At 58.9% G+C, this 15,599-nt stretch carries 16 protein-coding genes; 12 read left to right on the top strand and 4 right to left on the bottom strand.

Translation table 11 applies throughout. The features are described from left to right. Positions 1–2 precede the first annotated feature (2 nt). The 9 genes from KB892_RS22955 to KB892_RS22915 all read left to right on the top strand — a co-directional run bounded on the left by KB892_RS22955 (position 3) and on the right by KB892_RS22915 (position 8,262). Entirely contained in the window at positions 3–779 is a 777-nt protein-coding gene (locus tag KB892_RS22955; RefSeq protein WP_002886897.1) for a DUF4311 domain-containing protein, read from the top strand. A 13-nt stretch (positions 780–792) separates the two neighbouring features. After that, positions 793–1,437 carry a DUF4310 family protein gene (locus KB892_RS22950; protein WP_004152267.1) on the top strand — a complete coding sequence of 215 codons (645 nt, stop codon included), beginning with the start codon at positions 793–795 and terminating at the stop codon, positions 1,435–1,437. Between the two features lie 105 nt (positions 1,438–1,542). After that, positions 1,543–2,676: an amidohydrolase/deacetylase family metallohydrolase gene (locus tag KB892_RS22945; RefSeq protein WP_004152268.1), complete on the top strand. Its 1,134-nt coding sequence runs from the start codon at positions 1,543–1,545 to the stop codon at positions 2,674–2,676. Then, entirely contained in the window at positions 2,660–3,778 is a 1,119-nt protein-coding gene (locus tag KB892_RS22940; RefSeq protein WP_062955044.1) for a DgaE family pyridoxal phosphate-dependent ammonia lyase, read from the top strand. Before KB892_RS22945 ends, KB892_RS22940 begins: the two co-directional genes overlap by 17 nt. Continuing rightward, entirely contained in the window at positions 3,775–4,515 is a 741-nt protein-coding gene (gene dagF, locus KB892_RS22935; protein ID WP_002886899.1) for a 2-dehydro-3-deoxy-phosphogluconate aldolase, read from the top strand. The genes KB892_RS22940 and dagF overlap by 4 nt, the downstream gene beginning before the upstream one ends. Before the next feature lie 65 nt (positions 4,516–4,580). Further along, positions 4,581–5,735, top strand: coding sequence for a lactonase family protein (locus KB892_RS22930; RefSeq protein WP_002886900.1), 1,155 nt, complete (start codon positions 4,581–4,583; stop codon positions 5,733–5,735). A gap of 22 nt (positions 5,736–5,757) precedes the next feature. Further along, entirely contained in the window at positions 5,758–7,668 is a 1,911-nt protein-coding gene (locus KB892_RS22925; protein WP_004152270.1) for a BglG family transcription antiterminator, read from the top strand. Positions 7,669–7,745: 77 nt separating this feature from the next. Continuing rightward, positions 7,746–7,988: a type II toxin-antitoxin system RelB/DinJ family antitoxin gene (locus KB892_RS22920; RefSeq protein WP_002886901.1), complete on the top strand. Its 243-nt coding sequence runs from the start codon at positions 7,746–7,748 to the stop codon at positions 7,986–7,988. Then, complete coding sequence (locus KB892_RS22915; RefSeq protein ID WP_002886902.1) at positions 7,978–8,262, top strand: type II toxin-antitoxin system RelE family toxin; 285 nt, start codon at positions 7,978–7,980, stop codon at positions 8,260–8,262. The genes KB892_RS22920 and KB892_RS22915 overlap by 11 nt, the downstream gene beginning before the upstream one ends. 3 nt (positions 8,263–8,265) lie before the next feature. Here the strand turns inward: KB892_RS22915 and nrdG are convergent, their stop codons facing one another. The 4 genes from nrdG to KB892_RS22895 form a co-directional block, all read right to left on the bottom strand. Continuing rightward, a complete protein-coding gene (nrdG, locus tag KB892_RS22910) occupies positions 8,266–8,730 on the bottom strand; it encodes an anaerobic ribonucleoside-triphosphate reductase-activating protein (protein WP_002886903.1) in 465 nt (154 codons plus the stop codon). Positions 8,731–8,970: 240 nt separating this feature from the next. Further along, positions 8,971–11,109, bottom strand: coding sequence for an anaerobic ribonucleoside-triphosphate reductase (gene nrdD / locus KB892_RS22905; RefSeq protein WP_002886904.1), 2,139 nt, complete (start codon positions 11,107–11,109; stop codon positions 8,971–8,973). A gap of 356 nt (positions 11,110–11,465) precedes the next feature. Then, the gene (locus KB892_RS22900) at positions 11,466–12,209 is read right to left on the bottom strand and encodes a MurR/RpiR family transcriptional regulator (protein WP_002886905.1); all 744 of its coding nucleotides are present in this window, start codon (positions 12,207–12,209) and stop codon (positions 11,466–11,468) included. Positions 12,210–12,211: 2 nt separating this feature from the next. Continuing rightward, positions 12,212–12,385 (bottom strand): hypothetical protein, encoded by a 174-nt coding sequence (locus tag KB892_RS22895; protein ID WP_002886906.1) that lies wholly within the window; start codon positions 12,383–12,385, stop codon positions 12,212–12,214. 129 nt (positions 12,386–12,514) lie between these two features. Here KB892_RS22895 and KB892_RS22890 point away from each other — a divergent pair, with 129 nt between their 5' ends. The 3 genes from KB892_RS22890 (at position 12,515) to celB (ending at position 15,555) form a co-directional block, all read left to right on the top strand. Then, positions 12,515–12,778 carry a PTS sugar transporter subunit IIB gene (locus KB892_RS22890; RefSeq protein WP_004152271.1) on the top strand — a complete coding sequence of 88 codons (264 nt, stop codon included), beginning with the start codon at positions 12,515–12,517 and terminating at the stop codon, positions 12,776–12,778. Positions 12,779–12,868: 90 nt separating this feature from the next. Next, the gene (locus tag KB892_RS22885) at positions 12,869–14,176 is read left to right on the top strand and encodes a 6-phospho-beta-glucosidase (protein ID WP_002886908.1); all 1,308 of its coding nucleotides are present in this window, start codon (positions 12,869–12,871) and stop codon (positions 14,174–14,176) included. Between the two features lie 26 nt (positions 14,177–14,202). Beyond that, a complete protein-coding gene (gene celB / locus KB892_RS22880; RefSeq protein WP_002886913.1) occupies positions 14,203–15,555 on the top strand; it encodes a PTS cellobiose transporter subunit IIC in 1,353 nt (450 codons plus the stop codon). Positions 15,556–15,599: the final 44 nt, after the last annotated feature.

Raw genomic sequence — 15,599 nt, 5'->3', positions numbered from 1 at the left:
CTATGTTCCTGATAATTTTAATAAAATCGCTTATCATCGGCGGCCTGGTCGGCGTCGGCGTGGGCGCCGGAGCGGCACGCATGTTTCATGCCCCCACCACGCAGGGGATGGGGGCGTTTCGAACCCTGGGCGAGCTGAATTCCTGTGAGGGCGATCCGGCCTCCCACTTCTCCTTTGGCCTTGGCTTCTTCTTTAACGCCTGGGCCTCTTCCGTTGCAGCAGGCTCCTTCACCCAGGATGTTGACCACCGCATTATACCCAACTGGGGCGCGGCGGCGCTGATGCTGAAAAATCGTAACGTCGGCGAAACGCTGCACGATCCGAAAAAAATGGCCATCTCCTGCGGCATCATCGGCATGATTGTCGTCGCCTTCCTCAACCTGACCGCCTCGTCCGTACCGGAAGCGCTGCAGGTGACCGCCGTTAAGGTACTGGTGCCGGCGGCAAACCTGCTGGTAAACACCGTGATGCCGGTGATCTTCTGGCTGGCGGCGATCGATGCCGGTAAAAAATCAGGCTTCTGGGCGACGATTTTCGGCGGCGCCGCGCAGCTGATTATGGGTAACGCCGTACCGGGTCTGGTGCTGGGGATCCTGATCGGTAAAGGCGTCGAAGAGAGCGGCTGGAACCGGGTGACTAAAGTGATGATGGTGGCCATCGTCGCGCTGTTTGTCCTCAGCGGCTTCTTCCGTGGCTTCGACATGAAGATGATCGAATCCTTCCATCTGACCGTGCCGAACTGGCTGGACATGATCCACAACTCACTCAGCGGCAAGTAACGGGAGCCGGATAATGGAACAGAATAAAGGTTTTTGGTATGCCGACTGGTCGTTCCCGATCTTTGTTGGCCTGCTCTCCTCCGGCGTCTTCGCCGGGACCCACATGTACTACCTGTACGGCATCGGCGCCTTTAACGAAGTAGCCTTCGTGGCGATGCTGAAGTCGGGGATTGATACCGGCGTTTACGGCGCGGTGGCGGCGTTTGGCGCTAGCTTCCTGTTCGCCCGCATCATCGAAGGGTCGCTGGTAGGGATCCTCGATATCGGCGGCGCGATACAGACCGGTATCGGTCTTGGCGTGCCGGCGCTGCTGCTCGGCGCGGGCTTTGTCTTCCCGGTGGCGAACTTCGCCGCGTCGCTGGTCACCGGCCTGGTCCTCGGCCTGGCGGTGGGCTACATCATCATTCTGGCGCGTAAGTTCACCATCAACCAGAGCGATTCCACCTACGGCGCCGACGTGATGATGGGGGCCGGTAACGCCTCCGGCCGCTTCCTCGGTCCCTTGATCATCCTCAGCGCAATGACCGCCTCGATTCCTATCGGGATTGGCTCGCTGGTTGGCGCACTGCTGTTCTACATCTGGCAGAAACCGATCACCGGCGGCGCCATCCTCGGGGCGATGATCCTCGGTTCCATCTTCCCGGTGGCGATTAGCTAAGCGCCCGATGGCGCTGCGCTTATCGGGCCTACAAGCCAGCGCGGTTTGTAGGCCGGATAAGGCGGTACGCCGCCATCCGTACACTCTTTTCATCAGGAGATAGCTATGTTTGATTTACTCCTGCGCCGCGCGCGCCTCGTCGACGATACCCTGACTGATATCGCCATTCAGGACGGGAAAATCGCGGCGCTGGGCGAGATTAGCGCGCCCTCCCGTAAAACCATTGAGCTGAACGGCAAGGTTTACGTCAGCGCTGGCTGGATTGACTCTCACGTTCACTGCTACCCGAACTCACCGATTTATCACGATGAGCCGGATAGCGTCGGCATCGCCACCGGCGTCACCACCGTGATCGATGCCGGCAGCACCGGCGCCGACGACGTCGATGACTTCTATCAACTGACCCGTAAAGCGGCGACGGAAGTTTATGCGCTGCTCAACATCTCCCGCGTCGGGCTGATTGCGCAGAATGAGCTGGCCAATATGGCCAATATCGACGCCGCCGCGGTGAAGCAGGCGGTGCAGCGTCATCCCGACTTTATCGTCGGCCTGAAGGCGCGGATGAGCAGCAGCGTGGTGGGCGAAAACGGCATTACGCCGCTGGCGCGCGCCAAGGCCATTCAGCAGGAAAACGACGATCTGCCGCTGATGGTGCACATCGGCAATAACCCGCCGAACCTCGATGAAATCGCCGATCTGCTGAGCAGCGGCGACATCATTACCCACTGCTATAACGGCAAGCCGAACCGCATTCTGAATCCTGCCGGCGAGCTGCGCAGCTCTATTACTCGCGCTCTGCAGCGCGGCGTGCGTCTCGATGTCGGCCATGGCACCGCCAGCTTCAGCTTTGAGGTGGCGCGGCGGGCGATTGCGCTGGGCATTCTGCCGCACACCATTAGCTCCGATATTTACTGCCGCAACCGGATCGACGGCCCGGTGCGCTCGCTGGCGCTGGTGATGTCGAAATTCCTCGCCATCGGCATGACGCTGCCGCAGGTGATTGACTGCGTGACCGTCAGCGCCGCAGAAGGGCTGCGCCTGTCGCGTAAAGGGCGGCTGGAAGTGGGCTTCGACGCCGATTTAACGCTATTTCGCCTGGAGCACCGGCCCACGCTGCTGGTGGATGCTGAAAAAGAGAGCCTGCAGGCTGACAACATTCTGGTGCCGCTGGCCGCGATCCGCGCGGGCAAAGGCTATCTGACCGAACAAGGGAGCGCGGAACATGCCTTCGATTTTTGAGAAATACCATTTAAAACAGGTGATTAATACTTCTGGCCGCATGACGGCGCTGGGCGTTTCCACGCCGCGCCCGGAAGTGGTGGAAGCCGCGATGGCAGGTATGAACCAGTACTTTGAAATGAAAGACCTGGTGAATAAAACCGGCGAGTACATCGCCAAACTGTTGGATGTGGAAGGGGCGACCGTTGTCTCCTGCGCGTCGGCGGGGATTGCCCAGTCGGTAGCGGCGGTGCTGGTGAAAGACAGCGACTGGCTGCTGGAGAACCTGCACGTTACGCCGATTGAGAATAACGAAATCGTGTTGCCGAAGGGCCACAACGTCAACTTCGGCGCGCCGGTTGGCACCATGGTGGCGTTGGGCGGCGGTAAGCTGGTGGAAGCGGGCTACGCCAACGAATGTTCTGCTCAACAGCTGGCGGCGGCGATCACTCCGCGCACCGCGGCAATTCTGTATATCAAATCCCACCACTGCGTGCAGAAAAGCATACTCAACGTGGCGCAGGCCGCGGAAGTGGCGCGCCAGCATAACTTGCCGCTGATCGTCGATGCGGCGGCGGAAGAAGATCTGCAGTGCTACTACCGCATGGGCGCCGACCTGGTTATCTACAGCGGCGCGAAAGCGATTGAAGGGCCGACCAGCGGGCTGGTGATCGGCAAAACGCAGTACGTCGAGCGGGTTAAGCGCCAGTCGATGGGGATTGGCCGGGCGATGAAAGTGGGTAAAGAGGGCATTCTCGGCCTGACCTGCGCCATTGAACACTACCTGACGGCGAGCAAAGAGAGCGGTCAGCAGATGGTGGACAAGATGACGCCGTTTATCGAACAGCTCAATACTCTCAACGGCGTGACCGCGCGGGTGGTGTGGGACAGCGCGGGCCGCGATATCGCCCGCGCCGAAATTAAATTTGATGAAGTCACGACCGGCGTGAAGACCGGCGATCTGGTTAACGCGCTGAAGCAGGGTGAATACGCCATCTACTTCCGCGGCTATAAAGCGAATGAAGGCATTATCGAAGCCGATGTCCGCAGCGTAAACGCGGAGCAGCTGGCGGTGGTCGCTCGCCGCATCGCAGAAGTTCTGAATAAGGAGAAACAAGCATGAAACTGACCCCAAACTTTTACCGTGACCGCGTGTGCCTGAACGTCCTGGCGGGCAGCAAAGACAACGCCCGTGAAATTTACGACGCGGCGGAAGGTCACGTCCTGGTCGGCGTGCTCTCCAAAAACTATCCGGACGTCGCCAGCGCGGTGGCCGATATGCGCGACTACGCGAAGCTGATTGATAACGCGCTCTCCGTCGGGCTGGGGGCAGGCGATCCAAACCAGTCGGCGATGGTGAGCGAGATTTCTCGCCAGGTGCAGCCGCAGCACGTCAACCAGGTCTTCACCGGCGTGGCTACCAGCCGCGCGCTGCTCGGGCAGAACGAGACGGTGGTCAACGGCCTGGTCTCTCCCACCGGTACGCCGGGAATGGTTAAGATCTCCACCGGCCCGCTGAGCAGCGGCGCGGCGGATGGCATTGTGCCGCTGGAAACCGCCATCGCGCTGCTGAAAGACATGGGCGGCAGCTCCATCAAATACTTCCCGATGGGCGGCCTGAAGCACCGCGCCGAGTTTGAAGCCGTCGCCAAAGCCTGCGCCGCGCACGATTTCTGGCTCGAGCCGACCGGCGGTATCGATCTGGAAAACTACAGCGAGATCCTGAAAATCGCCCTCGATGCCGGGGTAAGCAAAATCATCCCGCATATTTACAGCTCGATTATCGATAAAGCCAGCGGCAACACCCGCCCGGCCGATGTTCGCCAGCTGCTGGAGATGACCAAACAGTTAGTTAAGTAGTGCCCTTGTCCCTCACCCTCAAAGGGTGAGGAGCAGCTTATCCACTGAACCATCAAGGAGTTGCTATGCCTGTCGCTCGTCATCTGCTTGTCGCTTCACTGTCCCTGTTTGCCGCCGCCGCGGGCGCCGCGCAAACCCACTATGCCTGGGTAGGCACCTATAACCCCAATGGCGAAGGTCTGTATCGCTTTACCGTCGATGCCAAAACCGGCGCCCTGCGCGATAAGACGCTGGTGAGCTCGTTGCCGAACGTCGCGCAATTAACCGTGTCGCGCGATGGCAAAACGCTGTATGCCGCCAGTGAGGTCGAAAAAGGCGTGGTGCAGGCGTGGCGCATTGAAAAGAACGGCGAGCTGACCGCGCTCAGCCAGGTCGCCTCCGGCGGCGCCGGGCCGGTGTATCTCTCCCTGACGCCGGACGGTAAGCATCTGCTGGTGGCTAACTATGTCAGCGGCAGTATCGCCGTGCTACCGGTGCAAGAAGATGGTAGCCTGGCTGAGGCGGTGGACAGGCATCAGGATGAAGGCCCGGCAGGCGCCGAACGCCCGGCGGCGGCCGTCGAGGGCAGCTTCGCCATCAGCGATCACAACGGCCCGCATGCCCATATGATCGCCGCCGATCCCAGCGGGAAATACGTTTACTCTACCGATCTGGGGCTGGATCGGATCTATCAGTATCGGCTGGATAGCGCCAGCGGCAAGCTAACGCCGAACGATCCGCCGTTTATCGCCGCCTCGTCGCCGGGAGCCGGCCCGCGCCACTTCGTCTTTACGCCACAGGGCGACGGCCTGTGGCTGATTAACGAGGAAGCGTCGACGCTGACCTTCTATCATCTGGATAAGCAAAGCGGCCTGCTGCGTGAAGGCAAAACTGTCTCCGCGCTGCCGGAAGGTTATAAAGGCACCAGCTTTGCCGCCGGACTTGTGTTGAGCAACGATGGCAAACAGCTATATGTCGCCAACCGCCTGCATAACAGCATTGCCCACTTCACGGTGCTGGCCGACGGCAGCCTGAGTCACCAGGAAGATATCTGGACGCGTGGCGATTATCCCCGCACCCTGACGCTGGATAATCAGGGGCAGTGGCTGTACGTCATGAACCAGCGTAGCGATAATATTACCCGCTTCAGCGTGGCGCCGAAGGATGGCAAATTAACCTTTGCCTCCGACTATACGCCGGTCGGTAGCCCATCGCAGATGGTGATATCCGCCCAACCCTGAGCCGTAATTACAAGGAACTGACATGCGATTTCCCAACCAACGCTTAGCGCAACTCTTCACCCTGCTGCGAAATGAAACGCTGCCGCAGGATGAGCTGGCGCAACGCCTGTCGGTTTCCACCCGTACCGTGCGCGCTGATATTACCGCCCTGAATACGCTGCTGGCGCAATATGGCGCGCAGTTTATCCTTAACCGCGGTAGCGGTTATCAGCTGAAGATAGATAATCCGACGAGTTTCCAGGCGCTGGAGGAGACCGCGCCGAAGGCGCAGCACGTGCCGCGTACCGCCCAGGATCGCATCACGTTTCTGCTGGTGCGTTTCCTGACGTCGGCGTTCTCTATCAAGCTGGAAGATCTGGCGGATGAGTGGTTCGTCAGCCGCGCCACGTTGCAAAATGACATGGTTGAGGTGCGCGAGCGCTTCCAGCGCTATCAGCTGACTCTTGAAACCCGCCCGCGCCACGGCATGAAGCTGTTCGGCAGCGAGGTGTCAATTCGCGCCTGCCTGACCGACCTGCTGTGGGAGCTGACCCAGCAAGGCGATATCGCGCCGCCGATCGGCGCCGAGGCCTTTGCGGCGGAGGTGCCAGCGCTGCTGGAGCCGGTGCTGCAGGAGACGCTCACGCGGCATCATATTCGCCTCACCGACGCCGGCGAGCGCTTTGTCTGCCTGTATGGCGCGGTGGTGGTGCGCCGCGTCAGCGAAGGCTACCCGCTGGCCGATTTCAGCGCTGAAGATGTGGCGCAGAACGTCCGCGACGCCGCGCGCGAGCTGACGGGCGAGCTGCAGCGGCTGGCCGGGAAACCTTTATCGCCCGCCGAAGAAGAGTGGCTATGCGTGCATATCGCGGCCCGTCAGGTGCAGGATGTCGATCCGGAAACTATCAGCGCCGACGATGATGAAGCGCTGGTCAATTACATCCTGCGCTACATCAACAGCCAGTATAATTATAACCTGCTGGACGACGCCCAGTTGCATGCCGATCTGCTGACCCACATTAAAACCATGATCACCCGGGTGCGCTACCAGATCATGATCCCCAATCCGCTGCTGGATAACATCAAACAGCACTACCCGATGGCCTGGGATATGACCCTGGCCGCGGTCTCCAGCTGGGGGAAATATACTCCGTACACCATCAGCGAAAACGAAATCGGCTTTCTGGTACTGCATATCGGCGTTGGGCTGGAGCGCCACTACAACATCGGCTACCAGCGTCAGCCGCAGGTGCTGCTGGTGTGCGATACCAGCAATGCGATGGTACGGATGATCGAGGCGATCCTGCAGCGTAAATATCCGCAGCTGGAGATCGCCGCTACCATCTCCCAGCGCGAGTACGAACAGCGGGACGCGATCGAGGCGGATTTCGTTATCTCAACGGTGCGGATCGGCGAAAAAGACAAGCCGGTAGTGACCATCGCGCCGTTCCCCACCGACTATCAGCTGGATCAAATCGGCAAGCTGGTGCTGGTGGACCGTACCCGTCCGTGGATGCTGAATAAATACTTCGATGCCGCCCACTTCCGGGTGGTCGATAAGCCGATGGATCAGCAAACGCTGTTCGCCGAGCTGTGCCAGCAGCTGCTGGAGGAAGGCTTTGTCGATGCGGAGTTTCATGCTTCGGTGGTGGAACGTGAAGCGATCGTCAGCACCATGCTGGGGGATGGCATTGCGCTGCCGCACTCCCTGGGGCTGCTGGCGAAAAAGACGGTGGTTTATACCGTTATCGCCCCGCAGGGCATCGCCTGGGGCGACGAAACCGCCCATCTCATTTTCCTGCTCGCTATCAGCAAGCGCGAGTATGAAGAGGCGATGGCGATCTACGATATTTTCGTGACTTTCCTGCGCGAGCGCGCCATGAGTCGCCTCGCCGCGACCCGCAGCTTCGATGAGTTTAAAACGGTGGCGATGGAGTGCGTCAGCCGGTTTTGAGAGGCGTTTTCCAGATTCGAGTGTAATTCAATTGTAATGCTATGCTGCATTACAAAATTCCCCTTTCCGGAGGCATAATGGCCACGCTCAATGTTCGACTGGACGATAAACTCAAAAAAGAGGCTTATGCCGTGCTGGAGAAACTCGATATGACACCAACGGAGGCGGTACGCCTGCTGTTTCAATACATTGCGGAAAATGGCCGCATGCCGGTGAAAAGTATGACCATCAGTGATGGCGAAGCGGCGTTATTACGCACCGTTCGCGAACGGCTGGAAAACCCACGGCCGGGGGTTAAGGTGAGTCTGGATGACCTATGAACTGGAGTTTGATCCACGAGCCTGGCGCGAATGGCAGAAGCCTGGCGAGACGGTCAAAAAACAGTTCAAAAATAAGCTCCAGCAGATTGTGCAGAATCCGCGAATTGAGTCGGCCAGGCTGAGCGATTTACCGGATTGCTACAAAATCAAGCTTAAGGCGTCAGGTTATCGGTTGGTGTATCAAGTACGAGATAGTGTGGTGGTGGTTTACGTTATTGCCATTGGCAAAAGAGAGAAAGCGGCCGTTTATCATCAGGCGAATAAACGGCTCTAAACGCTATCGCAAATGATGTACGACCTGGTTGCTGCTGCCGCGCCAGATAAGCGCCGGATCTTTCAAATCCTGCACAAACTTACCGTCAACCAGCACGTTAATCAGGTTCACGACTTCCATCTGCTCGGCGTTCAGTTCGTCAATCTTATAGCCCGTCCAGACCCAGATATCTTTGCCGGGGCATTCGGCGCGCACGCGCTGAACCAGCTTTAAAATATCCGCGACGTTCTGCGGATGCAGCGGATCGCCGCCGGAGAGTGAAAGCCCCTGGCGTTTGATGCGGGTGTCGTTGAGGTCGGCGATGATGCGGTCGGCCATCTCAGCGGTAAACGGCATACCGGAGTTCACCCGCCAGGTACTTTTGTTGTAGCAGCCGGGGCACTCGTGGACGCAGCCGGAGACAAACAGGGTGCAGCGGGTGCCGGGGCCGTTGACGATGTCGACGGGGTAGTACTGGTGATAATTCATTTTCGCTTCTCAATTAACGCCATAGCCGCTTTGGCTGCGCTCGCTCACCCCAGTCACGTACTGAATGTACGCTCCTGGGGATCCCTTCGTTTGCCGCCTTGCTCTGACGTTAATTGCTTTGCGAAAACGAAGGAGTGCGGCCATTTCCTGGCGTCGCTGCGCTCGGCCGGGCTACAACAGTGGTAGTGGTAGCCCGGATAAGGCGCTGCGCGCCGCTATCCGGGAAAAGCGCATTGGTCTTTAACCAATCTGCCCATTACCCAGGTGCTTCACGCGGCGCTTCACTTCTTCCTGCTTGCCGGCGTTGAACGGCCGCGCGTCCGGGCTGCCGAGATAACCGCACACCCGGCGGGTAACGGAAACGCGGGCGGCGTCGTGGTTACCGCATTTCGGGCAGGTAAAGCCCTTGCTGGTGCACTCGAACTCGCCGGTAAAACCGCACTCGTAGCACTCATCGATCGGCGTATTGGTCCCGTAGTACGGCACGTGCTGATAGCTGTAATCCCACACGTCTTCCAGCGCCTTGAGGTTATGCTGGATATTCGGGTACTCGCCGTAGCAAATGAACCCCCCATTGGCCAGCGGCGGGTACGGCGCTTCGAAATCGATCTTATCGTACGGGTTGACCTTCTTCTCCACGTCGAGGTGGAAGCTGTTGGTGTAGTAACCTTTGTCGGTTACCCCTTCCACCACGCCAAACTCGGCGGTGTCGAGACGGCAGAAGCGATCGCACAGGTTTTCGCTCGGCGTGCTGTACAGGCTAAAGCCGTAGCCGGTTTCTTCCTTCCACAAATCGACGGCGTCGCGCAGGCGCTGGACGATGGCCACGCCTTTCTCACGCAGCGCCTTGCTGTCGTACATATGCTGGTTGCCGTACAGCGCATTGATGGTTTCATGGATACCGATATAGCCCAGAGAAATGGACGCGCGGCCGTTTTTGAAGATCTCGGAGACGTCGTCGTCGGCTTTCAGCCGCACGCCGCAGGCGCCTTCCATATACAGGATCGGCGCCACGCGAGCCTTCACTCCTTCCAGGCGGGCGATACGGGTCATCAGCGCTTTACGCGCCAGCTGCAGGCGCTCGTCCAGCAGCGCCCAGAAGGCGGCTTCATCGCCTTTCGCTTCCAGGGCGATGCGCGGCAGGTTGAGACTGATCACGCCGAGGTTATTGCGTCCATCATGCACCTGCTCGCCGTTCTCGTTTTCCCATACCCCGAGGAAGCTGCGACAGCCCATCGGCGTTTTAAACGACCCGGTGACTTTCACCACCTGATCGTAGTTGAGGATATCCGGGTACATGCGCTTGCTGGCGCACTCCAGCGCCAGCTGTTTGATGTCGTAGTTCGGGTCGCCGAACTTATGGTTCAGGCCGTCGCGGATCGCGAACACCAGTTTCGGGAACACCGCGGTTTTGCGATTTTTACCGAGGCCGGCAATGCGGTTGCGCAGAATCGACTGCTGGATCAGCCGCGATTCCCAGCTGGTGCCAAGGCCGAACCCGAAGGTGACGAACGGCGTCTGGCCGTTGGCGGTATGCAGTGTGTTAACCTCATACTCCAGCGACTGGAAGGCGTCGTAGCACTCTTTTTCGGTACGGGCGCGGGCATAGCCTTCGGCATCCGGGATCTGCCACTCTTCGGCGATTTTGCGATGCTTTTTGAAGCTTTCGCTGACGAACGGCGCCAGCACTTCATCGATGCGGTTGATGGTGGTGCCGCCGTAAATATGGCTGGCGACCTGGGCGATGATCTGCGCCGTCACCGCGGTGGCGGTAGAGATAGACTTCGGCGGCTCGATCTCCGCGTTGCCCATCTTAAAGCCCTGGGTCAGCATGCCTTTCAGGTCGATCAGCATGCAGTTGAACATCGGGAAGAAGGGCGAGTAATCGAGGTCATGATAGTGGATCATGCCGCGCTCGTGGGCCATCACCACATCGTGGGGCAGCAGGTGCTGCCGGGCGTAGTGCTTGGCGACGATCCCGGCCAGCAGGTCGCGCTGGGTCGGGATGACTTTACTGTCTTTATTGGCGTTTTCGTTGAGCAGCGCGGAGTTGGTCTGCTCGACGAGGCCGCGGATCTCCTGATTGAGACGGCCGCGCTTCTCACGCTGGCTATCGCGGTCATGGCGATACTCAATGTAGGCGCGCGCCAGCTGCTTATAGGGGCCGGACATCAGCTGGTTTTCCACCGCGGTCTGGATCTCGTTGATGTCGACCTGGGCGCGGCCCTGCATTTGTTGGCTAACGACTTCTGCGACGGTGGCGCAATAGTCTGCGTCATCGACTCCCGCTGCTTTAGCTGCACGCAGAATTGCTTCCTGAATGCGCTCTGAGTTGAACGGCACTTTACAGCCATCACGTTTCATCACATGCGGTGTCATGATCACTCCATATATAGAACAGGTTATCCACAGAGGCGGAGGTTATCCCGAAGGCGCTGCACGCTACGGCTCGTGCTGTTTACCTTCGGATCCGGCCCGTTTTATCCACATCTCATCACCGCCAGACATCGACAAGATATGGTGACATAATAGACGATTAATACAACATGTTGGGCCGAGGCGCATTTTAAGTTCTATATGTAGTGATTTGCATCAAAGATGTTTGCGATTTTATTGACCCAGAACAAGGTAAAAAGGTGAGAGTACGGATGATGGGCGCTGGCGATAAATGTAAATTTAGGCGCTTAAAATATAAGCAAAAATCGAGCCCGTTCAGGCATGAAACGGGCAAATATTCAGGCAATCAACGTATCGTTAAGCAGATCGACCAGCAGTAGCAGGGCATAGCGAGCCTGCTGCGGGTCAGCGGGCAGCGGCAGGATGGCGCTGGCCATATCGCCAAGGGCGTGCTGTTCCGGCGTCAGAGCAATAATGGTCACTCCCTGCGTGCGCGCCTGCAAGGTGGCGCTTTGCAACACAGGGTTGGCCTCGGCAGTGGCCAGCACCAGCAGCAGATGATCGTCATTGAGGGTGCTGGCGGTCAGCCGCATCAGCGCCGCATCCTGACAGAGATTAATCGCGATTCCGGAGGGCAGTAGCTGATGCTGGAGCAGCGCGGCCAGCGTCACGTCCTGGGCGCCAAGGGCGAAGCAGTGTACCGCACGGGCGCTCAGCAGGCGCGATTTACACTTTTCCACCGCCGCTTCCGCGGTATGGCCGAGCTGACGAGTTAGGGTAACGCCAAGGCTGCTAAGTTTGTCGCGCCAGGCGACGGGCAGGGCGGCGCTGTCCGGCGTAAGCCAGCTGGCGCGCCGTTCGCTGGCCTGCGCCAGCTGTTTACGCAGATCACGAATATCATCGCAGCCCACCGAGCGGGCGAAGCGGGTAATGGTGGCAGGGCTGACCCCCGCGCTGGCTGCCAGCTCGTCAATAGAGGCGCTGGCGGTAAAGCTTAGATTTTGTAGAATAAAGGTGGCGACGCGCGACTCCTGGGCACTAAAGCGGCGCATTCCTTCCTGCAGCTGACCTACGATATCCATCCTCATGTTCCCTTTGGCAAAACCCGCATTTGAAAATATTTTTCAATTATCGACTGTCTCTCTTTATAGCACTCACGCCGCATATTTCCTATGGTCAGAGCAGTAAAGGGTGACACCCTGGCGATAAAAATGCGCAAAAATTGAGCCTCGATCACATCGGTGAAAATTATTTTCATATAGCCTTCACTATCACACAATATTAACAATATAGTCGTCCAGGCCCTGAGGGCTGAAGCGATAACACGTAAAGGGGAAGCGCAATGCCACGAATCGTACTCTGTTGTGCCGCAGGCATGTCGACCAGCATGCTGGTGAACAAAATGAAAGCAGAAGCCCAGCAGCGTGCGCTGGCGCTGGAAATCTATGCGGTGGCGGTGGCGGAATTTGAACGCGAATTGCCACACGCCGACGTCATCCTGCTCGGGCCGCAGGTTAAATATGAAGCCGGACGGCTAACCGCGCTGGCCGCGCCGCAGGGCAAGGCGGTGGCGGTGATCGATATGGCTGACTACGGCATGATGCGCGGCGCTGCGGTGTTGGATAAAGCGCTAGCCCTGCTCGAACACTAATTTTCTCATCCCGTTTTTCATCATCATCACGTGCGGTCCTGGCGATCGCGCGCGGCGCTCTGTATGCCGAAAATCCGAAAAGAGGACACTATGCAAGCACTGAAAATTGCCGTTATCGGCGGCGGCAGCAGCTACACGCCGGAGCTTATTGAAGGGATTATCGTTCGTTACGAGCAGCTTCCGGTCACAGAGCTGGCGCTGGTAGATGTCGAATCCGGCCGGGAAAAGGTGGAGATCATCGCCGCGCTGACCCGGCGGATGCTGAAACATAAAGGGCTGGAGCAGGTGGCGGTCAGCGTCCACTTTACGCTCGATGAGGCCATCCGCGGCGCCAGCTTTGTGCTGACCCAACTGCGGGTCGGACAGCTGGCGGCGCGCGCCGCCGATGAGCGGCTGGGTCTCAAGTACCACCTGCTGGGCCAGGAGACCACCGGCGTCGGCGGTTTTGCCAAGGCGCTGCGGACGATCCCGGTGATCCTTGAGGTGGCGCGCAAAGTGGAACAGCTGGCGCCGGAAGCGTTCATTCTCAACTTTACTAATCCGGCGGGGATCGTCACCGAGGCGGTCAGCCGCTACAGCACGGCGAAGATCATCGGCCTGTGCAACGTGCCGATCAACATGCAGCACATGATCGTCGGGATGCTGGGCGCCCAGGAGTCCGAAGTAAAACTGCGCTTTGCCGGGCTCAACCATATGGTTTGGGTGCATAAGGTGCTACAGGGGCGCGAGGATGTCACCGGCAAGGTGATCGACATGCTGTGCGACGGTAAGGCGCTGTCGATGAACAACATTAAAGAGCTGCCGTGGCCGGCGGAATTCCTGCGCGCGCTGAAGGCGATTCCGTGCCCCTATCATCGCTATTTTTGGCTGACGCCGGCGATGCTGGCGGAAGAGATCGCCGCGGCGAAAACCAAGGGCACCCGCGCCGAACAGGTGATGAAAGTCGAGCAGGAGCTGTTTGCGCTGTACGCCGACCCGCAGCTGGAAGAAAAACCGGAGCAACTGAGCTTTCGCGGCGGCGCCTACTACTCGGAGGTGGCCGTCGAGCTTATCAACGCGATCTACAACAACCTGGGCGCGGAGATGGTGGTGAATACCCGCAACAACGGCGCGATTCATGGCCTGGATGATGATGCGGTGGTGGAAACCAACAGCATTATTGATGCGCAAGGGGCGCGGCCGCTGGCGTTCGGCCCGCTGCCGCCGGCGATGAACGGCCTGACCCAGCAGGTGAAAGCCTTCGAGCGGTTGACGATTGAAGCCGCGGTACACGGCTGTCGCGAAAGCGCACTGCTGGCGCTGGTGGCCAACCCGCTGGTCGGTAACGTCACCGATGCCCAGGCGCTGCTGGATGAAGTATTAACCATCAACCGTCAATGGCTGACGCAATTTAACTGACCGCTATTTCCCCTCGGGAGCACACCATGTCGAATACAAGCTGGATTGAACGTTACGTCATGCCGGTGGCGCTGAGAATCGCCGGGCAAAAGCACGTCCTGTCGGTGCGCGACGGCATCATTCTCAATATGCCGTTTATGTTGATTGGCTCATTCTTCCTGATTTTCGCCTACCTGCCGATCCCCGGCTATGCCGACATGATGAGCGGCCTGTTTGGCGAGGTCTGGCGCGATAAAATGCTGTACCCGGTGAAAGCGACCTACGACATTATGGCGCTGATTTCCAGCTTCGGCATCGCCTACCGGCTGGCGGAGAAGTATCGCACTCTCGATCCGCTGAGCGCTGGGGCGATGTCGCTGGTGGCCTTCATGATGACGATCCCGCAGAACACGCTGTTTACGCCGGTACACGGCGCGGCGGAGGTGATTAAAGGGGTGATCCCGGTGAGCATGGTCGGCAGCCAGGGGCTGTTTGTCGCCATTGTCATTTCGCTGCTGTCGACGGAGATTTATCGTTTGGTCGCCAGCCGCAATCTCGTTATCCGCATGCCGGACGGCGTGCCGCCGGCAGTGGCGAAATCATTCCTTGCCCTGATCCCCGGCTTCTGCGTGCTGGCGGTGGTGCTGGCGCTGCGCCTGGCGGTCGAGGCCTCGCCGTTCGGCGATATCAACAGTATGATCGCCACCCTGATTGGTATTCCGATGCACCACGTCGGCGGTACGCTGCCGGGCATGATTATTTCAGTCATTTTGATTGGTATTTTGTGGACCCTGGGCCTGCACGGCGACGCGATCGTACTGGTGTTTATCCAGCCGGTATGGCTGTCGAATATGTCCGAGAACCTGACGGCCTTCCAGAACGGTCAGCCGATCCCGCATATCATTACTCAGCAGTTTTACGATCTGTGGATTGCCCCCGGGGGTACCGGCGCGCTGCTGGGGCTGGTGATTTTTATGTTGCTGCGTAGCCGTAGCCAGCAGATGAAGCAGCTGGGGAAAATTGCCGCGCCCGGGGCATTGTTTAACATCAGCGAGCCGATGGTGTTTGGCATCCCGCTGGTGATGAACCCGTACTTTTTCCTGCCGTTTATTTTAACGCCGGTGCTGCTGGTGATCGTGTCCTATACCGCGATGGCGACCGGGCTGGTGGCGCCGCCCGCCGGAATCGCGCTGCCGTTCACCACGCCGATCTTCATCAGCGGCTATCTGGCGACCGGAGGGCATATCTCCGGCACGGTGCTGCAGGTGGTGAATTTAGCGATTTCGCTGGTGGTCTACTATCCGTTCTTCCGCGCCTGGGATCGGCTAAAGGCAAAAGAAGAGCACGCCTCGGCGCAACCACAAGCGAGCGCTGCGATTGCTGATGCCGACCGCGCATAACTTCCAGCCTGACGAATCGTAGCCCCGGTGAGCGTTGCGCCACC

The organism is Klebsiella sp. P1927 (assembly GCF_018204675.1).
Taxonomy (GTDB): domain Bacteria; phylum Pseudomonadota; class Gammaproteobacteria; order Enterobacterales; family Enterobacteriaceae; genus Klebsiella; species Klebsiella pneumoniae.
The sequence above is the reverse complement of the archived record's forward strand: the minus strand, read 5'-3'. Positions and strand labels throughout refer to the sequence as shown.